At 53.4% G+C, this 24,427-nt stretch carries 22 protein-coding genes, 1 tRNA gene and 1 other annotated feature; of the genes, 18 read left to right on the top strand and 5 right to left on the bottom strand.

All coding sequences use genetic code 11. The annotated features are described in order from the left end of the window. Positions 1-14 precede the first annotated feature (14 nt). On the top strand, positions 15-449 hold the full coding sequence (locus tag NYE26_RS24260; RefSeq protein WP_339250723.1) for a TetR-like C-terminal domain-containing protein: 435 nt from the start codon (positions 15-17) through the stop codon (positions 447-449). 47 nt (positions 450-496) lie between these two features. Here the strand turns inward: NYE26_RS24260 and NYE26_RS24255 are convergent, their stop codons facing one another. Beyond that, complete coding sequence (locus tag NYE26_RS24255; protein ID WP_339250721.1) at positions 497-1,330, bottom strand: hypothetical protein; 834 nt, start codon at positions 1,328-1,330, stop codon at positions 497-499. A gap of 42 nt (positions 1,331-1,372) precedes the next feature. Next, a complete protein-coding gene (locus NYE26_RS24250) occupies positions 1,373-1,972 on the bottom strand; it encodes a phosphatidylglycerophosphatase A (protein WP_339250719.1) in 600 nt (199 codons plus the stop codon). A gap of 264 nt (positions 1,973-2,236) precedes the next feature. Here NYE26_RS24250 and NYE26_RS24245 point away from each other — a divergent pair, with 264 nt between their 5' ends. The 14 genes from NYE26_RS24245 to NYE26_RS24180 all read left to right on the top strand — a co-directional run bounded on the left by NYE26_RS24245 (position 2,237) and on the right by NYE26_RS24180 (position 17,206). Beyond that, a complete protein-coding gene (locus NYE26_RS24245) occupies positions 2,237-3,358 on the top strand; it encodes a GerMN domain-containing protein (RefSeq protein ID WP_339250717.1) in 1,122 nt (373 codons plus the stop codon). A 191-nt stretch (positions 3,359-3,549) separates the two neighbouring features. Next, complete coding sequence (gene rph / locus NYE26_RS24240; RefSeq protein WP_076083128.1) at positions 3,550-4,308, top strand: ribonuclease PH; 759 nt, start codon at positions 3,550-3,552, stop codon at positions 4,306-4,308. 1 nt (position 4,309) lies between these two features. Then, positions 4,310-4,951 carry an XTP/dITP diphosphatase gene (locus NYE26_RS24235; RefSeq protein WP_036726063.1) on the top strand — a complete coding sequence of 214 codons (642 nt, stop codon included), beginning with the start codon at positions 4,310-4,312 and terminating at the stop codon, positions 4,949-4,951. 485 nt (positions 4,952-5,436) lie between these two features. After that, complete coding sequence (locus NYE26_RS24230) at positions 5,437-7,419, top strand: glycosyl hydrolase family 18 protein (protein ID WP_339250714.1); 1,983 nt, start codon at positions 5,437-5,439, stop codon at positions 7,417-7,419. 758 nt (positions 7,420-8,177) lie between these two features. After that, positions 8,178-8,612, top strand: a complete 435-nt coding sequence (locus NYE26_RS24225) for an NfeD family protein (protein ID WP_209876844.1) — start codon at positions 8,178-8,180, stop codon at positions 8,610-8,612. Beyond that, entirely contained in the window at positions 8,612-9,547 is a 936-nt protein-coding gene (locus tag NYE26_RS24220) for an SPFH domain-containing protein (RefSeq protein WP_081751185.1), read from the top strand. The genes NYE26_RS24225 and NYE26_RS24220 overlap by 1 nt, the downstream gene beginning before the upstream one ends. A 145-nt stretch (positions 9,548-9,692) precedes the next feature. Further along, entirely contained in the window at positions 9,693-10,151 is a 459-nt protein-coding gene (locus NYE26_RS24215) for a cupin domain-containing protein (RefSeq protein ID WP_076083140.1), read from the top strand. A gap of 190 nt (positions 10,152-10,341) precedes the next feature. After that, complete coding sequence (locus NYE26_RS24210) at positions 10,342-11,178, top strand: aldo/keto reductase (protein ID WP_209876846.1); 837 nt, start codon at positions 10,342-10,344, stop codon at positions 11,176-11,178. A gap of 177 nt (positions 11,179-11,355) precedes the next feature. Then, on the top strand, positions 11,356-12,273 hold the full coding sequence (gene nikB / locus NYE26_RS24205; protein ID WP_339250704.1) for a nickel ABC transporter permease: 918 nt from the start codon (positions 11,356-11,358) through the stop codon (positions 12,271-12,273). Between the two features lie 23 nt (positions 12,274-12,296). Further along, entirely contained in the window at positions 12,297-13,136 is an 840-nt protein-coding gene (gene nikC, locus NYE26_RS24200) for a nickel transporter permease (RefSeq protein ID WP_339250702.1), read from the top strand. Continuing rightward, entirely contained in the window at positions 13,137-13,922 is a 786-nt protein-coding gene (locus NYE26_RS24195) for an ABC transporter ATP-binding protein (protein WP_339250700.1), read from the top strand. 41 nt (positions 13,923-13,963) lie between these two features. Further along, positions 13,964-14,791 (top strand): ATP-binding cassette domain-containing protein, encoded by an 828-nt coding sequence (locus NYE26_RS24190; protein WP_339250699.1) that lies wholly within the window; start codon positions 13,964-13,966, stop codon positions 14,789-14,791. A 65-nt stretch (positions 14,792-14,856) separates the two neighbouring features. After that, positions 14,857-16,419 carry a nickel ABC transporter substrate-binding protein gene (locus NYE26_RS24185; protein ID WP_339250697.1) on the top strand — a complete coding sequence of 521 codons (1,563 nt, stop codon included), beginning with the start codon at positions 14,857-14,859 and terminating at the stop codon, positions 16,417-16,419. A gap of 37 nt (positions 16,420-16,456) precedes the next feature. Beyond that, positions 16,457-17,206 carry a class I SAM-dependent methyltransferase gene (locus tag NYE26_RS24180; protein WP_339250695.1) on the top strand — a complete coding sequence of 250 codons (750 nt, stop codon included), beginning with the start codon at positions 16,457-16,459 and terminating at the stop codon, positions 17,204-17,206. Positions 17,207-17,286: 80 nt separating this feature from the next. On the opposite strand, the gene asnB is transcribed toward NYE26_RS24180, so the two are convergent. Continuing rightward, entirely contained in the window at positions 17,287-19,131 is a 1,845-nt protein-coding gene (gene asnB / locus NYE26_RS24175; protein WP_339250693.1) for an asparagine synthase (glutamine-hydrolyzing), read from the bottom strand. A 148-nt stretch (positions 19,132-19,279) separates the two neighbouring features. On the opposite strand from asnB, the gene NYE26_RS24170 reads away from it, so the two are divergent. Beyond that, the gene (locus tag NYE26_RS24170) at positions 19,280-19,636 is read left to right on the top strand and encodes a hypothetical protein (RefSeq protein WP_036726047.1); all 357 of its coding nucleotides are present in this window, start codon (positions 19,280-19,282) and stop codon (positions 19,634-19,636) included. A 160-nt stretch (positions 19,637-19,796) separates the two neighbouring features. Further along, positions 19,797-19,870 (top strand) — tRNA-Arg (locus NYE26_RS24165). 996 nt (positions 19,871-20,866) lie between these two features. Here the strand turns inward: NYE26_RS24165 and argS are convergent. Both argS and NYE26_RS24155 read right to left on the bottom strand, forming a co-directional pair. Next, positions 20,867-23,017: an arginine--tRNA ligase gene (gene argS, locus NYE26_RS24160; protein WP_339257605.1), complete on the bottom strand. Its 2,151-nt coding sequence runs from the start codon at positions 23,015-23,017 to the stop codon at positions 20,867-20,869. 54 nt (positions 23,018-23,071) lie between these two features. After that, positions 23,072-23,294: a binding site (T-box leader), on the bottom strand. Between the two features lie 233 nt (positions 23,295-23,527). Then, positions 23,528-23,833: a hypothetical protein gene (locus NYE26_RS24155; RefSeq protein WP_339250691.1), complete on the bottom strand. Its 306-nt coding sequence runs from the start codon at positions 23,831-23,833 to the stop codon at positions 23,528-23,530. A 192-nt stretch (positions 23,834-24,025) separates the two neighbouring features. Between NYE26_RS24155 and NYE26_RS24150 the strand changes: the two genes are divergently transcribed. Continuing rightward, complete coding sequence (locus tag NYE26_RS24150; protein WP_339250689.1) at positions 24,026-24,385, top strand: hypothetical protein; 360 nt, start codon at positions 24,026-24,028, stop codon at positions 24,383-24,385. Positions 24,386-24,427: the final 42 nt, after the last annotated feature.

Raw genomic sequence — 24,427 nt, 5'->3', positions numbered from 1 at the left:
TCTATCTGCATTTTGTGGACAAATATGATCTGCTGGATCAGTGTGTTGAGCAGGAAATGACGGAGCTGCGTGACCGCTGTATGGGCGTCCAGGAGAATCTGCATTTCACCTCCTCCGGTCCCCTGCTGCGTACGGCTGAATATGTGGAGCAGCATGCTACCGTCTTCATTACACTCATTAATAACAGCGGCATTCCTGCCTTCAGAAGCCGTCTGCATGCCATGCTGATGGAGGGACTGGCGGAGCAGATCGATATGGAGGGTGTGAACCGGGGGATGAACAAGGAGATGCTGCTGCATTTTATGGCTTCGGCTGCCGTGGGAGTCATGGAATGGTGGATTACACACTCACTGCCTATTCCGGCCAAAAAGCTGATGGAGGATATCAGTATCCTCCTCGAACGCAACCAAATGGGACCGCAGCCGCTGGACGCTCTGTCTAGACAATAATCTGACGGTGCCGTCCAGCGGCCTGCGGTCTGCAATTATCCCCATTCTTAAGAATCCGGCTGGATCACCTTCATCTTGGACGGGTTGTTGATTTTGTATTTGACCGGGTGCTGGGAGAGCTTCTTGGCCACAATTTTCGCTTCAAAAGAAACAGGATCGCCCTCCTTCAGCTCCAGCTTCTTGAGCGTTGCACTGTGGCTTGACCAGACTTCGTCAATGGCCAGCTCATGCCCTTCTATCGCTACATTTTCATAGATAATCACTTCATCATCGTTATCCGAAAAGTGGTTGGGAACGGTCGTGAATTCTTTGACAACCGCTGTAACCTTGAGCTTGTCTTCGGGCAGCTGCAGGGCGGGCTTCTTTTTGGAGGCCGCTGGCTTACGCGGCTTCTCTGCCGGAGCCGCTGTCTCCGTAGCACTCACGCCTTCCGCAGCAATCCCACTCTCTGAACGCTCCGCAGTATCGCCCACCGCAGCACCAGCACTTCCCGCACCCTCCGCATCATCCTCACCGCGAACCTCCTCAACCGGCTGGTTCTCCAGCAACTCGGCTTCTCCGGCAGCTTCAGCCGGGTCCTCGTACCGTGCATCCGCCGCTGCTTGCGCACGCTGGCCGAAGCTGGCGGTCTGCATTTCTTTGAGGTAGGCCGGGTGGATACAATGCTGCTGCTTATTCTCGAACTGGACCACCACCGTCTGATTATCCACAAACCCTATAATTTCACAAGGCAGGGTCAGGCCCTGCCGCTTGTACAGATAAGTCTTGACCCGGGTGGCTGAACCGGGCAGAAGATTCCATTCCTTACACCGCTCAATCCGCTCATCCTCACTCTCGAAATCCTGGACAGCCAGCGGCTTCACTACGAACGAATAGGTCATGCACACTTCGCACCTTTCCTTTTATGAATAGTAGCTCTCCTCTTATTCCGGCAACGTCTCCTCCAGCCGGCTGCGCCGTGCAGCCTCTTCCGCGTCCTCCGGGGCATGGGGCAGGCCCAGCTCCTCCTCGCGTTCCGCCTGCTTGCGGTGGGCGATCCGGCTGCTGGCCGCTGCGGCTACAGCACCGACGATATCATCCAGATAGGTATGGATCTGGCCGGTGGTTTTGTCATTCAGCCTCTCCAGTACGCCGGGCTTGAGCTTGTCCACGTAACCATAGTTGGTGAACCCGATACTGCCATATACATTAACAATCGAGAAGGCGAGAATCTCGTCTACCCCGTACAATCCTTCATCGTTCTCAATCATATCCTGCAGCGGCGAGAACAGCTTGCCCTCCTCCGCCAGCACATCCAGCTGGATGCCGGTCAAGACTGCATTCTGCACCTCACGCTTGCTGAGGACCATCTCAACGTTATGAATACATTCTTCCATGGTCAGGCCCGGATAGTATTTCTTTTGCAGCATCATGACAAGCTCGGCAATCTCCTCCAGAGTGACCCCGCGCTTGTGCAGCCAGTACCGGGTCGCTTCGGCAACGGCTTTGCTGTTGAGGCTGTAAGGAATTTTGGCATCAGTCATGAAAAGTCCTCCATTCGTGAGTAGGTTGAATTAGCAGGTATGTACTAAATTGTACGCAAGCGGCAGACCGATGTCCAGAAACCTCCGGAATTGTATCCCGCAAGCAGGCTGAACTTGGATGAACACAGCAGTGTCCGCAGCCAAGCAGGGGTTCCGGCAGAACTTCTGTAATTTAGGATAAGCTGTTGTTATTTTTTGGACACAGGGCTCGTATACATAGCAGTACAAACTGATCTTAGCGCTAGAAAGGGGTAATGAAGATTGATGAAACCAGTGAAACACCTCCGCGGGGCGTCTGCGGCTTGCCTGCTGGCCGTTCCTCTTGTGCTCTCCGGCTGCAGTCTGTTCGGTTCAGAATCCGCCGCTGTGGACCCGCCTCCCGCCGCCGTAGAAGCGCAAATGCTGCAAGTGAGCGGGGAAGATACGCTGGATACCGGTGTATTCGGACCGGCCTCCATGGATGAGACTGATCTGTCTGCCGGGGTGAAGGATACCGGTGCGCCTGCTGTAGCCGGGGAGCGGACTACTGTGTATCTGGAGGATCAGAACGGTCTGCTGGCTCCGGTGGCTCTGTCTTTTCCAAAAAGCGAGGACACGGTCATGCTGAAAAATTCCCTCATGGCACTCGTCAGCAAGGGGGATTACGCGTCTGCACTGCCTAAGGGCTTCCAGGGCGTACTACCCGCAGGGACGAAAGTGAACAATGTATCTGTCGGCCAGGACCATGTCGCAATTGTTGAATTCAACTCGGCGTTTAACGACTACGATCCTGCGGATGAACGCAAAATCCTTGAAGCGCTGACCTGGACATTGACCGGGCAGGACGACATTAAGGGAGTACAGCTCTGGGTCGATGGCAAAAAGCTGACTGAAATGCCGCTGCAAGGCACACCGCTGGATCGCCCGCTGTCCCGTACCATGGGCATTAATCTGCCGAAGCATAACGCACTGATGATGAACTCCAGCGCAGTCACGGTCTATTTCGCAGCTGCTTCACCGGATGGCGGCCACCAGTATTATGTTCCGGTTACCCGTTTTGTACCCGCTGGCGGGGATACGGTGAAGGCAGCTCTGAGCGAGCTGATTGCCGGACCGCAGTCCGAGAACGGCCTGGAGATGGTCATGACGCAGGGAACGGTAGTTGATTCTGTAAAAGCAGGGCAGAACGGGGTAGTCACCGTATCGCTGACCGATGATATGTTCGAAGGCAGCACAAGCATTCCCGAGGAGATGCTGGAATCGGTCGTGCTGACGGTGGCCCAGAATACAGATGATTCGCTGGTACAGATCCGTCTGAATGGCAAGGATACGGTTACGGGTACCAACAACGTCGATTACGGCCAGCCGGTCTCCGCGCCGGAATATGTGAACGAGCTGCCGCTTTAGAGCGAATCCACCGGCCTAAAAAGATGCTTTTGTGCCTACTCTTTGATAGAATAAAGTATTGTTCATCCGAATAACGGGTCAGGAGCAGCGGTGCCGTTCTCTTCCATAGGGGGCGGCACCCGTTTCTGCGTATAAGATACGGATGAATGTATACACAAACTTTGCGCTATACGATGTAGGAGGCAGAAAAGATGAGATCAAACGGACGCAACGAAGACCAGCTCCGGCCACTGACGATAACGACCCAGACCAACAAATATGCAGAAGGCTCCGTCATCATTGAGATGGGAGATACCAAGGTCATCTGTACGGCAACCGTGGATGAGAAGGTCCCGCCGTTTCTGAAGGGACAAGGCAAGGGCTGGGTAACCGCCGAATATTCGATGCTTCCCCGCGCAACCCAGACCCGCAACCAGCGTGAAGCCGCACGCGGCAAGCTGACCGGGCGGACCATGGAAATCCAGCGCCTGATCGGACGGGCCCTGCGTTCGGTGGTGAATTTGCAGGCGCTCGGCGAACGCAGTATTACGCTGGACTGCGATGTAATTCAGGCAGACGGGGGAACGCGGACGGCTTCGATCACGGGTGCTTTTGTAGCGATGGCCTTCGCCATGAACAAGCTTGCCCTCCAGAATAAGCTGACGGTCTTCCCGATTACAGACTACCTGGCAGCCATCAGTGTGGGTGTCGTTGGCGACAAGACGCTGCTCGATCTGAATTATGAAGAGGATTCCAAGGCGAAGGTGGATATGAACGTGGTCATGACGGGCAGCGGCGCTTTCGTTGAGGTTCAGGGCACGGGCGAAGAGCGCCCGTTCACCCGCCAGGAGCTGGACCAGCTGCTGGGTCTCGGAGAGAAGGGGATCTACGAGCTGATCGCTGTGCAAAAAGAAGTCCTCGGCGCCATCGCGCTCAAAATCCCTGCCGGCCAGCCCGGTCAAGAGGTGTAGGATGAAGTCCGGCAGCGGAATTCTGATTGTCGCGACGAAGAACAAAGGCAAGGTGCGGGAGTTCCAGCATGCCTTTGCTCCCTTGGGACTTACGGTCAAAAGCATGTATGACTACCCGGATCTGCCGGATGTGGTCGAGGACGGGGCCACTTTTGCCGAGAATGCCTTCAAGAAATCCCGCGCTGTAGGGGACGCTCTTGGACTGCCGGTGCTGGCAGACGATTCCGGTCTCTGTGTAGAGGCGCTGGACGGAAGCCCCGGCGTATACTCGGCCCGTTATGCCGGCGAGGCGGCGGATGATGAGGCGAATAACCTGAAGCTGATGAGCGAGCTGGAGCGGCTGAAGCAGGGTGAGGATACCGGACAGCCGCTGCTGAGTCCTGCCCGGTTCGTCTGTGCCCTGTCGCTCTATGATCCGGCGGACGGCCGGGAATGGACGGCTGAGGGTACGGTCGAAGGCTGGATTACCTCGGAGCCTGCGGGTGCCGGCGGTTTCGGTTATGACCCGCTGTTCTATCTCCCGGAATACGAGAAGACGATGGCTGAGCTGACGCTTGAGGAGAAGCAGTCGATCAGCCACCGCGGGACGGCGCTGCGGCGTCTGACCGAGAAGCTTGCTGCTGCGCAGAGCGGCGGTAAATAGAAGAGTTGGAATCTTGGAAGCAGCCCGTAAGCAGAATATGCTCGGGGCTGCTTCTGTTTTTTTTTTAGATAATAATCCCCCCTGATTATGGAAATTTATCCCTAGCATATCCTCCGGCTTTGTATGAGAATAAGAGTTGACTTCACCCCTTCGCAGGTCCTGCATCCTTCCGCAAATCGCCGCAATCCACCCACCCTGCCCTCTACCAAACAACAACGTAGGCCGTAGCGGAGCGAGTGATCCGTATGCTGCTGAACTGCGCTTTTTTTGAGCTGTATTTCACTATTCTACCAGTCAGATTGCCAGGAGTTTAATAGTTTCACAGGGTGAAGGTCAAGGCCAATCGGGTCCGGGAGGTGAACGCTGAGCTTTCTCATTCGCGGCAAGGGAAGAACGGTCACTTAATATCCTTGATGGCAAAGACGCATGGATGTCCATGAAGCAGGCTTACAGGTTACGCATTGAACCGGGGAGGTAATCACGAAATGGCCTTTATCAAAAGCAAATCCTTTGTGCTTGGCTTGGCGGCAGTCCTTTTCCTTACTCTTTTTTCGGCTTTTGGTGCAAACAGCAGAACTGTTCAGGCAGCCGGAGACTACAAGATTGTCGGCTACTATGCTTCATGGGCCGCCTACGGGCGGGCTTATAATGTAACGGATATCGATCCTGGCAAAATGAATGTCATCAACTATGCCTTTGCCGACATCTGCTGGAACGGAATACACGGCAATCCCGACCCGACCGGGCCGAATCCGGTCACCTGGTCCTGCCAGAACGAGCAGGGACAGGCGATCAGCGTTCCCAATGGCACCGTAGTGCTGGGCGATCCCTGGATCGATGCCCAGAAAAGCTTCGGCGATGATAAATGGGATGACCCGATCAAGGGGAATCTGAAGCAGCTCTGGAAGCTGAAGGAGAAGAATCCGAATCTGAAGACGATGATCTCCGTCGGGGGCTGGACCTGGTCCAACCGCTTCTCGGATGTGGCTGCCACGGCGGCAACCCGTGAGGTGTTCGCCAATTCTTCCGTCGATTTCATCCGCAAATACAAGATGGACGGTGTCGATCTGGACTGGGAATACCCGGTCAGCGGGGGACTTGCGGGCAACAGCTACCGCCCCGAGGATAAGCAGAACTACATCCTGCTGCTCCAGAAGATTCGGGAGAAGCTGAATGCCGCAGGAGCTGCCGACGGCAAAACGTATCTGCTGACCATCGCTTCCGGTGCCGGACCGACCTACATCCAGAATAACAATCTTAGCGGAATCGCCTCTGTGGTGGACTGGATCAACATCATGACCTACGACTTCAACGGCAGCTGGAACCCTACTACCGGCCACAATGCGCCACTGTATTATGACCCGGCAGCCGCATCGTCAGGGCTGACCGAGCCGGCGAACTATAATATCGACAAGGCGGTGACCAGCTATCTGAGTGCAGGCGTACCGGCTAATAAGCTGGTGCTCGGCATGCCGTTCTACGGCCGGGGCTGGGGCGGGGCCCCTGCTGCGGGCAACGGGCAATATCAGGTATCTGCCGGGATCTCCCAGACCGGAACCTGGGAGAAGGGAAACTACGATTTCAGTGATCTGGAAGCCAATTATATCAATAAGAACGGCTACACCCGTTACTGGAACAACACCTCCAAGGTTCCCTATCTCTACAACCCGTCCAACCAGACCTTCATCAGCTATGATGATGCTGAATCCATCGGCTTCAAAGCCAGCTACCTGAAAACCAAGGGTCTGGCCGGAGCCATGTTCTGGGAGACCAGCGGGGACCGCAATAAGACGCTGCAGACCAAGCTCAGCGCAGAGCTGGGCGGCGGAGTGGTCACACCAACGGCTACGCCGGTGCCGACCGCAACGGTGAAGCCATCGGCCACGCCGACCGCGACAGTGAAGCCGTCAGCAACACCTACGGCAACAGTGACACCAACCGCAACGGTGAAGCCATCGGCCACGCCGACCGCGACAGTGGCACCAACGGCAACAGTGAAGCCATCAGCCACGCCGACCGCAACAGCTACGCCGACTGCGACACCAGGTCAATGCACGGCCGCTGCGTGGAGTTCCACCGCTGTTTACACACAGGGGCAGCAGGTCTCCTATGGAGGGCTGATCTATCAGGCCCAGTGGTGGACGCAAGGGGACCGGCCGGATCTTAGCGGAGCTTTCGGGGTGTGGCGGGTGACCGGAACTTGCGGTAACGCTACTCCGCAGCCGACAGCTACGCCACTCCCGACAGTAAGCCCTTCGGCTACGCCGACAGTAGCGCCAACCTCTACTCCTGTAGTGACGCCAGTCCCTTCGGCTACCCCAGGCGCTGCTGCCTGGAAAGCGGGCACCGCTTATAGTGTCGGCAATATCGTAACTTACAGCGGGCAATCCTACACCTGCCTGCAGGCGCATACCTCTCTGGCCGGCTGGGAGCCGAATGTCACTCCTGCGCTCTGGAAGCTGAACTAAAGGCGGAGCGGACAGCGCCCTTCAGGAGGAGAATAGGAAGAAGCTGACTATAGGGTGATACAGCGATAACGTTCATCCGTAGGAATCCAGCGATAGGGCATGAGTATGCCTTAGTATAGAAGAAGGAACGGTGCCGACTTTAGTCTGGCACCGTTTTTTAGTGCTTTTTAGAATGATACGTTGCTACAAGCGAACCTGTTTGTTTAGTCTGCTTGCTATTATGAATAGTGAGCGGACACAGTTGGAAAAAAGGCATTTAATTTCGCTGAAACGCTGTCCTTGAAGGAAGCAGTTGGAAAAAGTACAGTTAATCCGCCGAACTCTCTCGATTCATGAAAAAACGGATCGATTAAGTGTTGTTTTTCCAACTAATTTCTCTATGCGCCACAATGACCCCGAATTAGATGTACAATATCCACTTGCTTCATCCGCCGCGCTCCACTCCCCGCAGAATCTCAGATTCCCGTCCCAGCATGGTGGTTTGCACCGTATTTATAACTAATTCCGTTCCTTGGAGGTTTTGGAAGCAGGATTCCGGGGTACGGAAATTTGGGTAATGAGTTTTTTGCGCTTCGATGGGATATATTTATGTTTAAATACAATTTAGCCGACCTGTATCCCGCTTAAGGTTCATAAGCTTCCACAGGCTGAAATATAATGAACAGACAGGCGGCTGTCCCGGCCTCCAAAAATTTTGTGAAACGTGATGCCGATTATTTCGTTATAGTAGTATATAGCGGAAGGTGGTGGGTTCACCAATGAGTATGTGGGTATTATGGTTGATTGCCGCTGGCGTCTTGTTTGTTGTAGAGATGTTTACGTTTACATTCTATTTGTTATGGCTTAGCCTGGGAGCCTTGGCTGCCGGACTGGTTGCGCTTGTGCTGCCGGATGCATGGCTGCTGCAGGTTGTAGTGGGTTCGCTGGTAGCCCTGGCCCTGACGTTCTTCACCAAGCCATTGTCTGAGCGGCTGCGCAATGCGCGGGGCTTCAAGGATACCGGGACCGAGATTATCGGCAGACAGGGTCTGGTGACCGAACCGATTGAGCCTGGCCGTTACGGGCAGGTCAAGATTGGCGGCGATACATGGAGTGCGACCTCTACAGTAGCACTGGGCAAGGGTCAGCAAGTAATTGTAGTAAGAAGAAGCACTACCATTATTGAAGTAGAACGATGGGGGGATATGTACTAATGGAATTGGTGATTATCGGAATTATTATTGTTGTCGTCGTAGTATTTATCGCAATGACGATCAAGATTGTCCCGCAGCAAAGAGTTGGAGTTGTAGAGCGTCTGGGTAAATTCCATCGCCTGCTCACACCAGGTCTGAACATTCTGATTCCGGTTATTGATCAGGTGCGGGTCTATCATGACTTGCGGATTCAACAGGCGAATGTACCGCCGCAGACGGTAATCACGAAGGATAACGTACAGGTGCAGATCGATACGATTATCTTCTATCAGGTAGTGGGTCCGGAAGAAGCAACGTACGGAATCTCCGATTATGTGTATGGGGTACGGAATATCTCCACAGCCACCATGCGTCAGATTATCGGTAAGCTGGAGCTGGATGAAACCTTGTCCGGCCGTGAAAAAATCTCCTCCGACATCCGTCTCGCGCTGGATGAAGCGACAGAGAAGTGGGGCGTGCGCATTGAGCGTGTCGAAGTTATCGACATCAAGCCGCCGCTCGATATCCAGGAAGCCATGGACAAACAGATGAAGGCAGAACGCAGCAAGCGTGCGATTGTCCTGGAGGCGGAAGCCGCCAAGCAGGATATGATCCTTCGTGCTGAAGGGGATAAGCAGAGTAAGATCCTAAAGGCCGAAGGGGATAAGGAAGCCCGCATCCGTCAGGCGGAAGGTCTCGGCCAGGCGCAGGAGCTGGAAGCTCTCGGTCAGGCCAAGGCGATCGAAGCAGTGGCGATGGCCGAGAAGGCCCGGATTGCCATGATTGCCAGCGCAGGACTGGATGAAAAAGTACTGGCCTATCAGTCCTTTGAAGCTCTGACTGACATGTCTAAGGGACCAGCGAACAAAATATTCCTGCCGACCAGTGCGGTGGAGACGCTGGGCAGCCTGGGAGCGATTGCCGAAGTATTTAAGGCTAGCAAAGAAGGCAAATAAGCGGAAGATAATTTACAATTGCTGCAGGATCCGTTACAGTTAATAGCACAATCAGGCCGAGGCTTAGCAGGTACGCTTGTACCTCTTAAGCCTTTGCTTATGAAGACTGTTTTGCCGCTGTGCAAAACTTGAAGGAGAAGAACCCATGACGCAAAAAGAAATTTCCCCGCTCGTAGAAACCTTGGGGCTACAGCCCCACGTGGAAGGCGGATGGTACAAGAGACTGTGGAATTCTCCGTTTGAGATTCCTCAGGACACGCTGGGCGAGGCATACTCGGGCCCGCGCGCTTCAGCTTCATCGATCTATTTCCTGCTTCATGCTGACGAGAGTTCGGATTGGCATACTGTATTGTCCTCCGAAATCTGGCTGTATCATTCCGGCAGCCCGATCGTGCTTAGTCTGGGAGGCAATGGCGCAGAGCCGGAGAACGTAACGGAGGTTATCCTGGGTCTGGATATCGCTGCAGGCCAGCAGCCGCAGGTAGTGATTCCTCCAGGCGTATGGCAGGCCGCCCGCCCGCTCGGCGAAGAGCCGGCGCTCGTCTCCTGCATCGTATCGCCGGAGTTCCATTTTGATGATTTCAAGCTGATCGACAAGAAATAAGCGGGTTATGTAATGGAGTACGGCCGGGAAGGGGCTGTGCTCCATTTTTGTACATAAGAGGCATACAATCTTCACGATTTGGCAACCTATTCGCTATAACGGGAACAGATTTCGCAATTGGATGATTATGAGAGCGGTAATACGGTTAAGGAAGCTTGTTGAATTCAAATTAGGCTTGGAGGGTATCGATATGAGTGAGAAGAACGCACCATTTACAGGCGGGCCTACCTTGAACGATGGAGTAACTATGCCGTGGCTGGGTCTTGGCGTATGGCAGACCAAGGATGGTGAGGAGGTTATCCGTGCGGTGAAGTCTGCGGTGGAGACGGGGTACCGCAGTATTGATACGGCTGCCGGCTATAACAATGAAGAGGGTGTAGGGCAGGCAATCCGTGAATGCGGAGTCCCCCGGGAAGAGCTCTTTATTACCACCAAGGTCCGCAACCCGGATCAGGGGTATGAATCGACACTGAAGGCCTTTGAAGTCAGCCGCAAGAAGCTGGGCCTGGAGCAGGTAGATTTGTATCTGATCCATTGGCCGGTGGCCGGTAAATATAAAGAAACCTGGAAAGCGCTGATCCATCTGCAAAAGGAAGGACTGGTCAAATCCATCGGGGTGAGCAACTTCCAGCCGCATCATCTGGAGGATATCATCGAGGACAGCGGCGTGGTGCCGGTGGTGGACCAGGTGGAATTCCATCCGCTGCTGACCCAGCGTGAATTGCTGAAGTATGCACGGGAGCATGATATCCAGCTGGAAGCCTGGAGTCCGCTCATGCAGGGGAATCTGGACCTGCCGCTGCTGAAGGAATTGGCAGAGCGTTACGGCAAGACGGTAGCACAGATTGTTCTGCGCTGGGATCTGCAGCAGGGTGTCATCACCATTCCTAAGTCGGTCCATCAGGAGCGGATCATCGAGAACGCCGGATTCTTCGACTTCACACTCAGCGATGAGGATGTTAAAGCCATCGAGGAGCTGAATCAGAACCACCGCTTCGGCCCGGACCCGGATAATTTCAATTTCTAAGCTGACAGATAGAGCATTATAAGCTGTAGATGCACAGAGCGGCCTCCTCAAGGGGGGCTGCTTTTTGTATTTGGCGGCAGTGTAGCATTTTTTTTAGGACTATTCATTTAAAATTTTTATGTTATAATCGTAATTATTACGATTAAATACATGGAGTTGAATGCCATTATACGAACTTTGTTGCAACGCTTATTGCAGCTCATTCCTGTGCTGCTAGGCATCTCAGTCATAACCTTTGCGCTGATGCACCTAACCTCAGGTGATCCTGCAGAGATTATGCTGCGTGCTGATGGTATTAAGCCTACATATGAAGCCATTGAGGCGGCAAGAATTGCACTGGGTCTGGATGGACCTGTATATATGCAATATGTTCATTGGTTGTACCGTGTGCTCCACCTCGATCTGGGCATATCCTACAGCAGCAATCGTCCGGTATTCACAGAGCTGATGAACCGTTTCCCGGCTACTGCGCTGTTGAGCGGCTGTTCCTTATTGGCAGCTATTCTTATAGCTCTGCCTATGGGGGTAGGCTCTGCACTGTATCCGGGAAAATGGTTTGACCGGCTGGGAAGAGTATGTGCTCTGTTTAGCGTATCAATGCCAGGCTACTGGCTGGGTCTGCTCCTGATTTATTATGGTTCAGTGAAGCTGAAGCTATTACCTGTAACAGGGATGGATGAGGGCTCCAGTGTCATTCTGCCCGCTTTTACACTTGGGTTTGGCATGGCAGGAGTGTATATCCGTTTGATTCGTTCCAGTCTGCTGGACGTTCTGGCTACGCTCTACATCAAGGCGGCTAGGGCCAAGGGGCTGCAGGAATGGAGAGTCATCACCAGACATGCGCTTCGTAATGCACTGCTTCCGAGTCTTACCTTACTTGGGGTTAACATAGCAGGGCTTCTCGGCGGTTCTGTTGTTGTAGAGACTATATTTTCCTGGCCGGGGATTGGAAAGTATGTGATTGAGGCGATTTTTGCAAAAGACTATATTGTCATTCAGGGTTATGTATTATGGATGGCTGTCGTCGTTGTTCTGATTAACCTGGCAGTAGATTCACTGCATCTGATGCTGGACCCGCGAATCAGGCTGCGGTGACGCTGTAAAAGGAGTACGGTATTATGTTTCGAAGTAGCTTATTTAAGAATAATGGAGCGAAGCTGGGGACAGGAATTATCATTTTGTTCATTGGCGCCGGACTCTTTGCCCCCTGGCTCTCCCCTTCTGACCCGCTGCAGATTCACATGGAGCATAAGCTGAGTATGCCTTCCTGGGATTATCCGCTGGGTACGGATCATCTGGGGCGCTGTGTGCTATCCCGTTTAATCTATGGGACAAGAACTACGCTTTACTATTCATTTGCCGTTTTGACTGTAGTTTTTGCTATTAGCATCCCCGTTGGTTTACTGGCTGGTTACGCTGGCGGCAAAATTGATCAATTGATTATGCGGATCATCGACATCTTACTTGCTTTTCCCAGCTTAATTCTATCGCTCGCAATTACAGCCATGTTAGGCCCCAGTATGAAGAATCTGTTAATCGCTTTTGCAGCCGTCTGGTGGACAGGCTATGCCAGAGTGATCCGCAGCCTGGTGCTTCAGATCAAGGAAGGCGGATATATCGCAGCCGCAGCAGCGTCGGGCACTTCCCATTTGCAAATTGTGCTCAGGCATATCCTGCCGGTTGCGGCGCGGCCCATTCTGGTTCTGGCTTCTATGGAGACGGGTACAATTATGCTCTCGATTGCGGGCTTGTCCTTCCTTGGTCTGGGAGCCCAGCCGCCTACACCGGAATGGGGGATGATGCTGAACGACAGCCGTGCCTACATTCAGACTGAGCCGCGGCTCATGCTCTTCCCAGGAATGGCCATCCTGCTGGCAGTTCTGGGCTTCAATCTGGTGGGGGAAGGCTTGCGCCGCTCAGCGCGTGATTACGATACCCGGGAGGTGAGTGTCCGGTAAATGAACAATGAATCCACCCTGCTGAAGGTTAGTCACTTATCGACCAGCTTCCATACCGGAAGTCAGCAAGTCAGGGCTGTAGAGGATGTCAGTCTCGAAGTGAGGTCCGGGCAGATTGTTGCTTTGGTCGGCGAGAGCGGCAGCGGGAAAAGTGTTACGGCGATGTCTATTCTGGGACTGCTAGATCCTCCAGGCGTCATTGATAGCGGAGAGATATGGCTTCGCGGCCACAACCTCAGGGAGTGCTCTGCCCGCCAGCTAAGGAAGCTCCGGGGAACAGAAATGGCGGTTATTTTTCAAGATCCCATGAACGCGCTGAATCCGGTGCTTCCGGTTGGAAGGCAGATCATGGAGACGATCGCCCTGCACCGGCAAGTCACTGGGCAAGAAGCAAAGCAACTGGCTATGAAGCAGATGCAGCAAGCGGGCCTTAACGATCCGGCGCAGCTATTTAATAAATATCCTTTTCAAATTAGCGGCGGGATGTGCCAACGGGTGATGATCGCTATCGCGCTGGCTTCCGGGGCAAGCTTACTTATTGCAGATGAACCTACAACGGCGCTGGATGTAACCATCCAGGCACAGATACTTACGGAGCTGGACCGGATTAGACGGGCGAATCATATGGGCATCCTGCTCATTACGCATGATCTCGGTGTTGTCGCCGAGCTTGCAGATTATGTATATGTAATGAAATCCGGAAGGATTGTGGAATCAGGAAATGTCTTTGACATCTTTTCACGTCCAGTGCATCCCTACACTAAATACTTAATTGATTGCAGATAACAACTATGGAATTACATGTTCTACTGGGGAGGTGGTGATCCATGAAGCTGCTGGAGGCGGTAAGCCTGAATAAGAAGTATGGAATGAAAAGGGGGTGGTTCACATCTGAAGCCAGGAGTGTACAAGCTGTGAACGATGTGTCCTTCAGTCTGGAGAGCGGAGAAACCCTGGGACTGGTGGGTGAAAGCGGCTGCGGGAAGAGTACCTTAGCCAGACTCTTGCTGGGACTGGAGAAACCGTCCTCTGGAAGAATGCTGTACCGGAGTATGGATTATACAGACTGGAGCTTCAGCGAGATGCGTCAGATCCGCAGCAGGATGCAGATGGTGTTCCAGAACAGTCTGGCTTCCTTTAATCCACTGTTCACAGTAGAGCAAATTATCGGAGAGCCTCTGCGGAACTACGGGGAGAGGAAAGTCGGCGCGCGGAGAATTCTGGTAGCTGACACGCTTGAGCTTGTTGGACTTGAGCAGAAGCACATTCATAGCTATCCGCATGAACTCAGCGGCGGCCAGCAGCAAAGGGTCGGAATTGCCAGAGCCATTGCACTGCGTCCGGAGCTGATCATCTGTGATGAACCGTTCTCCAGTCTCGATGTCACCTTGCGTAAGCAGATGATGGATCTGTTGCAGGCATTGAAGCGTGAGCTGGAATTATCCTACGTGTTCATTACACATGACTTGTCGGTCGTGAACCGTTTTTGCGACAGTGTGGCTGTGATGGTTCAAGGGGAAATTGTGGAGAAGCAATCAGGTGAGGGGCTCATGCAGCAGGCAGACCATCCGTATACCAGAAAATTGCTCTCCTCGATACCTGTGCAAGACCCCCGCTTAAGGAGAAAAGATAGAGAAAAGGAGTACAGAGAATGAGAGCCAGCTCAAAGTCAAAAACTGTATTAACAACATCACTATTCATCCTGCTTCTTGTAATAATAATGGGGATATCAGGTTGTAGTCATTCTGATAGAGCAGCCCAAACCTCTGACTCCCCGGACAAGGCAATCACTGTTGCCATAGCGGCTGATGCCGGTCTTGACCGGCTGGATGCCGGGGCCTATGAGGGTTCGATGAATGTACATGCGATGATATACGACGGATTAGTTGAGTACGGCGAGAAGGGCGAAATCCTGCCTTCGCTTGCGGAGTCATGGGACATCTCTGAGGATGGGAAGGTCTATACCTTCCATCTTCGTCAGGGTGTCAAATTCTCGGACGGTACGGAATTTAATGCGGATGCAGTCAAGTTCTCCTTCGAACGGTGGGTTAAAGATCCGGCCAATTCGCTGAATGTAGCTACCGCCATGGAATCTCTTGAGGTCGCAGACAAGCATACGATTACTATGACATTCAACAAAGCCTATTATCCTTTCCTGACCGAGCTATCCTTTGCAAGACCGGTACGGATTATCAGCCCTACCGCAGTGGAGCCAGCAGGTGATATTAACGGTACATTCGTCCGGGCGATTGGAACCGGTCCTTGGATGGCAGAGAGCTATAAGACGGATCAGGAAGCCGTACTGGTCAGCAATCCTAATTATTGGGGAGACCTGCCGAAGCTGTCCAAAATTATTATGAAGGTCATTCCTGATCCACAGTCCAGAGTACTGGCGCTGCAAAGCGGGGATGTGGATATTGCCGGGGGACAAATGGGGAAGCTTCCAGTCGAAAGTGTACCCGTGATCGAAGCGGATTCCTCACTAACTCTGCAAAAATCACCAGGAACAAGCTCGCATTTCATGATTTTTAACTATAATACATCTGCTCTGCAAGACCTGAATGTCCGCAAAGCGATTAATTTGGCGATGAACAAAAAAAGCATTGTGAACGATCTTATGAATGGTATTGGACAGGAGGCCAAGGGCTTGTTCCCGCTGACCGTTCCCTATGTCACAGAGTCCAATAACACATGGTACGGCTTCGATCCTGAAGAAGCGAAGCAACTGCTGGCCACTGCCGGCTATAAGGATTCGGATGGAGATGGAATTGCCGAGAAGGACGGAAACCCGCTTGAGTTCAATTTCGTGCTGCAGCAGGCGGAATATCCGGAATGGAAGACCATTAGTGAGCTGATTCAATCCGAACTCAAGGAGATTGGCATTGACGTCAAGCTTCAGGTGCTTGAGCCGAATGCTTATTATGATGCCTTATGGACAAGCAAAGCTTACGATCTCATCCTGTACCGGACCTATGATGATGCTTATAATCCGCATTCGTTCCTGTTGTCCCTGTTCCACCGGACCACTGAAGCACCTGCTGTGGTATGGTCTGATGCGGAGCTGGAAGCACAGATTGATAACGCAGTCGGAGCCATGGATCTTCAGGAACGTCAGAGTGCTTATGATTCCATATTCCTCAGAATGTATCAGGAGGCGATGTTTGCAGCGATTTATTTCCCTGATGACATATTGGCCGTTAATCACAGAGTGACCGGATTCAAGCCGGGGTACACCACGTTCACCCCTGTCTTTTGGAACCAGCTGGATGTGGACAGTAAATGATCAAGATACAGTACTTGCCAAGAAGGAGTGAATGATAATGAGTATACAACAAGAGGTAGAACAGTATTGGGAAGGCGAAGCAGAGCTGTATAGTGAAGGAATCCAGAAGGAGCTGAACGGTTTCCAGCGGGAGGCCTGGCTGAAGCTTATCCTTGATCATGCTCCACAGAAGGACAGCCTGCATGTTCTGGATATTGGCTGTGGTCCCGGCTTCTTCTCGGTCATTCTCTCAAGCGCCGGACATTTGGTTACGGCCATAGATTGTACAGACAATATGCTGGAAGAGGCGCGTCTGCACTCCAGCCGGGAAGGAGTTGATGTAACGTTCCGTAAGATGGACTCGCATAAGCTGGATTTTGCTGCGGAGAGCTTTGATCTCATCGTGTGCCGCAATGTCACTTGGAGTCTTGCCGATCCGCAGTCAGCCTACAAGGAGTGGGCAAGAGTACTCAAGCCCGGGGGACGGCTGCTGGTCTTCGATGCCAACTGGAACCGTCATCTATGGGATGAAGAGATGGCGCGGAAGCACGCAGAGGATCAGCAGGCCTATATCGATAGAGGCTATGGTGAGCTTCCGCATCACAAGGACATTGAAGAGACTGACCGTCTGAGCCTGGCCTTGCCGCTGACCAGAGAGTGGCGGCCGGAGTGGGATGTGCGGGCACTCACAGAGGCGGGCTTCTCCGCTGTCTATACGGAAGAGAATCTGAACGGCCAGGTGTTGGATGAGCAACAGCAGGTCTTGTACCGGTCAACGCCGGTGTTCATGATTTGCGCTGAAAAATAAGGCGGACCGGCTTGCTAAAATGTAAAATAAAAATAGCGACTCTCTTTGATGAGAGCCGCTGTTTTTGGTTTGAAGCGGCATCAGCCGATCGACACATTGTATGTCTTCAGCCACAGGTTGACCTGGGCCAGATAAGCGAATAATTGCGGGCCGGACATCAGCTGGCCGAACCACGGCAGATTGGTGGAGGACTCTGGCGAGGCGGCGATTTCTCTGATTTTGGCTGGATCAATGAGCGGGAGAATGGGGGAGGAAGGATCGTCCAGAATGCTTAGTACCTGTGAGCGCACCTTGTTCAGATAGGCAGGGTTATGCGTTTTGGGGTACGGGCTTTTTTTGCGGTAGAGCACATCGTCCGGCAGTACGCCCTCCAGTGCCTTGCGCAGGATGCCTTTTTCCCGGTTGCCTACCATCTTAATCTCCCATGGAATGTTAAAAACATATTGCACCAGCCGGTGGTCACAATACGGAACGCGTACCTCCAGTCCCACGCCCATGCTCATCCGGTCCTTACGGTCCAGCAGGGTCGGCATGAAGCGGGTTATGTTGAGATAGGACATCACGCGCATCTGTGCCTCTTTGCTGGTCTCGCCGTCAAGCTTCGGTACCTCAGCCACCGCATCGCTGTACCGGTCTCCTAAATATTCCAGCGGACGTATCCACTCCCGGATTTCCGGCGATAATAATCCGGCACGCATATTGGGGGCCACTGACCAGGGGAAGGTACCGGAAGATAACATCTCCTCGCGGTGGAACCAGGGATAGCCGCCGAAGATTTCGTCTGCTGCTTCGCCTGAGATGGCTACGGTGGCCTTCTTTTTGATCTCCTGGCAGAACAAATAGAGTGAGGAATCCACGTCGGTCATCCCTGGCAAATCGCGGGAGTACAGGGCATTATCGAGAGCGGCTACCAGCTCCGGTGTGTCAAAAGCGATAAAGTGATGATTCGTGTCCAGCTTGTCGACCATCCGCTGAATCCAGGGACCGTCGGCTCCAGGCTGGAAGCTATGGCTTTTGAAATGCTTATCGTTGTCTACATAATCGACGGAGAAGGTATCGACCCGGCCCTGGCCGGTCCGCTTATAATAATCCACGGCAAGCGCAGTCAGGGCGCTGGAATCGAGTCCGCCGGAGAGCAGTGAGCAGACTGGAACATCGGAGACCAGCTGGCGCTCCAGCGTATCCTGAAGCAATTCACGCACCCGTGCTGCCGTCGCATCCACGTTATCGGTATGCTGGACGCTCTCCAGCTTCCAGTAAGCATAGCTGCGAATTCCGCTGCGGCTGTAAATCATGGCAGACCCAGGGCGAAGCTCGAATATATCTTTGTATACCCCTTGTCCCGGAGTCCGTGCCGGACCGATAATGAAAATCTCGGCGAGGCCCTCCGGTCCGACCTTCGGCTGGACGAGGGGATGCTGCAGCAGCGCTTTGGGCTCGGACCCGAAGACGAAGACGTCCTCCACTTGACTGTAGAACAGAGGCTTCACGCCCAGGCGGTCACGGGCCAGGAATACCTGATCACGTAAGCTGTCCCAGACGGCAAAGGCGAAGATGCCATTGAGCCGCTCCGTGCAATCCGGCCCCCATTCGATGTAGGCATGCAGCAGAACCTCGGTATCGCATTCCGTGAGAAAATGATGCCCGCGCTGCTTCAACTCTTTTTTCAGCTCAGGGGCATTATATAGCTCGCCGTTATATACTATAGCGTATAACTTATCCTCATGGCGGGCAATCATCGGCTGTGCACCGTTCTCGGGATCGATGACGCTGAGTCGGCGGTGTCCGAAGGCAATAGGCCCTGAAATCCAGGTTCCGGCTGCATCCGGTCCGCGGTTGGCTAACGTTTCGGTCATTCTGACGAGCAGCTGCGAGTGCCCGGTAAGATCACCGCGCCACTGGACAAATCCGGTTATTCCGCACATGTCTGATTCATCCTCTCTTTTGTGCGATTGTTGTCTGTCCTTTCTTTTTTGCCAAGTAATACAGATATATGCCGATTGAAGGGATAAAATGTATGTCCTTATCCGAACACTAGGGAAGAGGGAAATTTGCCAGGAGGGATGATGACAAGTGTATTACATTAAAGACGCCAAAATCCGCAGAATGACTGACTATGACGGCGCGCCTTGCGCAGAGGTTGGCGTATTGCCTGGAGCTGTGGGCGATTCCGCACTGCTGGTGTATATTGTTGAGGATCAGCGCGAGGAGGGCTATGAAATTGTCCGGATTCTGACGAATGATGCGGATACGGCCACCGACTGGTTCGACAATAATCTGCATGATGCCTTCAAGGACGTTACGGTTAGCGGCTTCACCGGCAGTACGGTGATGACTCCGGAGGATGAACGCTCCAAGTTCCAGCGCGAGCTGCTGATCTTCGGCGATCTGAAGCGGCAACTGGGCGAGCACTTCCGGCAGCTTCCCTGATTGACCATAGAGCAGGAGGCTTTCCGTGACGGCGGTTGCGGGAAGCTTCTTAACTGGAAGAGTTTGGTCTTGCTAATTCTGCTGAATTTGGTATAATGAATAACGTTGCGTTAATACATATCTCTTCAAAAGCTTCAAGTGATACAACGTTATCCTACATGTCCCGGTAGCTCAGTTGGATAGAGCATGCGCCTTCTAAGCGCACGGTCGGGGGTTCGAATCCCTTCCGGGACGTCAAAACAGCAGCCTTCCTTCGGGAGGGCTGTTTTGACGTCCGGGGATGAGAACCCCCTTTTTATTTTGAGTAGGATCAACGTGGGCACTTGGGTGGACGCTCCGCAAACGGACCGTTGTTCCAATCGCTGTTGTGTCCAGATTTTATGTATTCCCCTTAGCGGTGAAAATCCGGACACAAAGGCGACCGCTATCGCTTTTACACAATCGTTCCGTCCGCTCCGCTGTTTAAGCGGGGTGCAAAATACATAACAATCCAAAAAAGCTCAAAAACCATCCATTCCAAAGGAGCGATCTTAATACGCTCAATTTAGAACGGACCAATTGACTCTAAATTTACTGAATGCGGCCCAAATGAGCGAATGAGGTACATAAGTGCTCCTGAATTCACCAATAGTGAGGAAAATGAGCAAATGAGGGGCATTAGTGCCCCAGAATGTGCCGGAAGTGGGTGTCGAGCGGAAATGAGGGGCCCCAGAATGTGCCGGAAGTGGGTGTCGAGCGGAAATGAGGGGCACAAGTGTCCCAGAATGTGCCGGAAGTCGGCGTCGAACGGAAATGAGGGGCATTAGTGCCCCAGAATGTGCCGGAAGTCGGCGTCGAGCGGAAATGAGGGGCACAAGTGCCCCAGAATGTGCCGGAAGTCGGCGTCGAGCGGAAATGAGGGGCACAAGTGCCCCAGAATGTGCCGGAAGTCGGCGTCGAGCGGAAATGAGAGGCACAAGTGCCCCAGAATGTGCCGGAAGTCAGCGTCGAGCGGAAATGAGGGGCACAAGTGCCCCAGAATGTGCCGGAAGTCAGCGTCGAGCGGAAATGAGGGGCATTAATGCCCCTAGTGTATAAGTACACTTGAATTCTCTTGAATTCAGAGGATGCCCCCAGGAGTGGGCGGATGGAGAAGGGAGAGTAGCTGTGCAAGCTGCACGGACCCGCATAGGTTCTGCTCATTCATCCGCTAGAGTAATTGGTTCTTAAGAGGATGAAGACTCAATGTGTCTACATCCGCTCCGGCTTAGGCAGACCGAGTACGTCGAGCGCTTCGCCCAGCGTATCGGTGAAGCTCCGGGTCAGCCACAGGCGGAAGGTGATGCTGGCTTCCCCGCCTTTGAGAATTGGACAAGCGGAGTAGAAGTTACTGAACAACGACGCCAGGGAATAGGCATAGTTACAGATCGTATTCGGCGTAAGCTCCCGGCTTGCTGTATAGAGTGTGTCTTGCCACAAGCTGAGCTGTCTCAGCAGGGCAAGCTCAGCCGCTTCGAGCTGCGCCGGGAACAGCGGTACCCCGCCAACGCCAGACTCGCCCACACCGTACTCGCCAACGCCAGACTCGCCAACGCCAGACTCGCCAACGCCAGACTCGCCAACGCCAGACTCGCCCACACCGTACTCGCCAACGCCAGACTCGCCAACGCCAGACTCGTCAACGACGGACCCGTCAACGTCAGAATCGCTAGCGCCGAACTCGCCCACATCAGACTCGCCAACTTCAGAATCGCTAGCACCGAACTCGCCCACACCGAACTCGCCCACACCGGACTCGCTAGCGCCGGACTCGCTAACACCGTTCCCGCCACCTGCCGCAGCGGCCTTACTAAGCACGCGCTGCGCCCGGGCATAGGCGTACATCAGGTAGACGCCGGTGTTGCCGGAGATTTCCATTGCCTGCTTGAAGTCGAACACAATCTCGGTGCCCAGATTGAAGCGCAGCAGGTAGTAACGGATGGCAGCGGTGGCGATGAGCCGGCTGGACAGACCGTTTTTGTCCGAACGGGTGGATTCAATCATGTCTTCCATGAGCCGGACGAGCTCCGTTACCTTAATGCCGATTCCCTGGCGCCCGGACATGGCGTAGGAGCTTTTGCCGCTGGAGGTATCAATGCCCAGACCGGCCGCAGAAGCGGGACTCAGCGAAACTACCCCATAGCTGACATGATGCAGCGCGTCTGCCTGCGCACCGAATCCCAGTGCCTGGAGCGCCTGCTTGACCATCAGCTGCGGATATTCCTGCCGGTAATCGATGACGTTCACGACCTGGTCCGCCCGTCCAAAAGGCAGAGCCTGTCCGCTCAAGCCGGTCGTCCACAGTCCGCTCTGAAATTCGCTGTAGCTAAAGTCCTTCTCCAGCAGTCCGAACTTCCACAGATGATAGGCGATGTCCTTGGCGGTATAGGTCAGAATTCCATTCGAGCGCACCAGCACCTTATCCTTCTGATGCTCCTCCAGCGTGTCTGGTGTAGCGTCTTCAGCGGGTTGCTTCAGAATCCAGCAGCCTGCCAGCTTGCCTTCCGTCTCCTGCACGAAGATCTCCGTCTGCGACAGAAGCTCGAATGCCGAGGCCCAGAAGCCCTCCTTCAGAATGCTGCTCTCCCACACCAGCAGATCGTAGTCAATGCCGAACCCACGCATCTCCTCTACATGCTCTCTCACAATCTGCCCGGCGACGAGGTTACCAATCCAGGCAGTGTTGCCGTGGCCTTCCTCCAGCGCATGAAGAATTTCGGTCCGCTTCTGCACCATCTTCGGCTGCTGCGCGTACGTTTTGTTAATCTCGGCATAGATGTCCCAGCAGTAATCTCCGAACCGCATATGCTCTCCCGCCAGCGGAACATTCAGCAGACCGGCTACGGTGTCTGCCAGCTGATTGCCCAGATCATCCACATAGTTGTGCACCTCAACGGTATGGCCGGTCGCCCGCAGTACCCTCACCAGCGCGTCCCCGATACATGAGTTTCTCAGGTGGCCTATATGCATACTTTTATTCGGGTTGACCGAGGTATGCTCTACAATCACTTTCGACCCTCCCGCATGCTGGGGCAGCGTGAAACTCCCCTTCGACCGTGCCCAGGCCTGCCAATCCAGATACATATTAATAAACCCCGGTCCGGCGACCTCGGTTCTCAGCACCAGTCCGTGAACAGAGCCCGAAGCTTCAAGCTCGGCAACGATCAGCCCGGCGATAGCCAGTGGAGCTTTGCGCAGGGGGCGGGCCAGCTGCATGGCGATATTGCTTGAATAATCCCCGTGGTCGGCACTCGCCGGCTGCTCCAGGGCAACATGTACTTCAGCGATGGCGGGCACGCCCAGGGTTAGCGCGATTTTGTGAACAGACTGCTTCAAGCTCTCTTGGATTAGCTCACTTAGCATTGGCATGAATAACAACCTCCTGAATAAAATAACGACAAAAAAAGCCTTCATCTCCTAAGAGACGAGGCTTCTGCGCTCGCGGTACCACTCTCGTTGCTGAGCCTTACGGTTCAGCCACCTTACAGGTTAACGGTCCTCAGCCGGGGCTTCCTACTCTCAGGGTTCAGAAGTCCATCTCACGGGTGCGCTTCATGGTTCTAATCTGTACCGGCTTCCACTAACCCGGCTCGCTGGGGACTAGATATAAGACCATTACTCTCCCGGTCATCGATTAAATATGGATTTGTATCAGTATAGCGAAATTCTGAAAGAAAGCAAGAGCAGATTGCTGTGCAGCAGGAGTCCTCCGGTTAAGAATTACTCGTCATTGGGCGCTCCTGTCAGGTTCTTGATGTCTGTTGAACCATAAATCAGCAGCACTATTACAATGACCAGCAGGAGTCCACCGGCAAATCCCTCTCCGTCAAAACTGTCCATAGCCCCGTCCCTCACTTTCACTTGCGTATGTGTTCAGGTGTTTTCGGCTTTCTTTTTCAAAGCGGTCATGATCTCGTTCAGCGTAAGGCTGCTGTTGTTATCTAGGAAGCTGACCAGCTTATCGACATTGTCATTGCTCAAATCACTTAAGGTTTTATATTTGCCCACCAGACTGACGAACATGGATGCGTCCGTGTACATCTGGATGGAGTCTACTTTCAGCTTGCCGGTCAACAGAAGTGCAGCTACAGCAAATTCAAGCCCCTTAGGTGTCTGGGTTTTGGAGCTGGACGGTGTTTTTTTGGCGGCGGGCTTCTTTCCTTTTCCTGGAGGGGGCATGGGACTCCCTTCTTCCGTTCGGCGTTCGTATGGAGAAAGCGCGGCCCATGGGCGGTCTTTCCTTATTCAAGAATATGCGTGCCTGCGGTCATTGGTGAATAGGCTCAGGCCTGTGTCCACACCGTTACAGGAAAGTCCGAATATGAATATATCGTACTTTGACACTAGAACTTCAAGGGAGGACGAGACAGGATGGCGATTTTGTCAACAGGACCGATAGAGAACAATGCCGTTTCGGGAGTCAGACCTACGCAGACGGTGACGGTAAGAATAGTGAAGCGGAATGCCCCAGGCAGCGCCTCTATTAGTATTCAGGGATATGTGCTGGGCGCTACCAGAACGCTGTATGTCAGTGAGGTGATTGATGTTGCTCCGAATCAAGTGGTAACCCGGGATTATTTTGCCGATCTGAATGCCTATGAATTTGTGTTCATCACTGGAGAAGTAGACGAAGATGAGATTGGAATATCCGTGTGGGGCAAGACATCAACCGGTCAGCTGGTGAATGCACATCGTGTAGTGACGCATGAGAAATTAAGCTCAGACGTATAGAGGGTTAGGGTATTATTCTGGACTTGCCAGTTGTAAAATGAA

This window comes from Paenibacillus sp. FSL P2-0136 (assembly GCF_037975325.1).
In the GTDB taxonomy this organism is placed as follows: domain Bacteria; phylum Bacillota; class Bacilli; order Paenibacillales; family Paenibacillaceae; genus Paenibacillus_AQ; species Paenibacillus_AQ silagei.
Note: the sequence above shows the minus strand (reverse complement) of the source record. Positions and strands in the feature narration are given on the sequence as shown.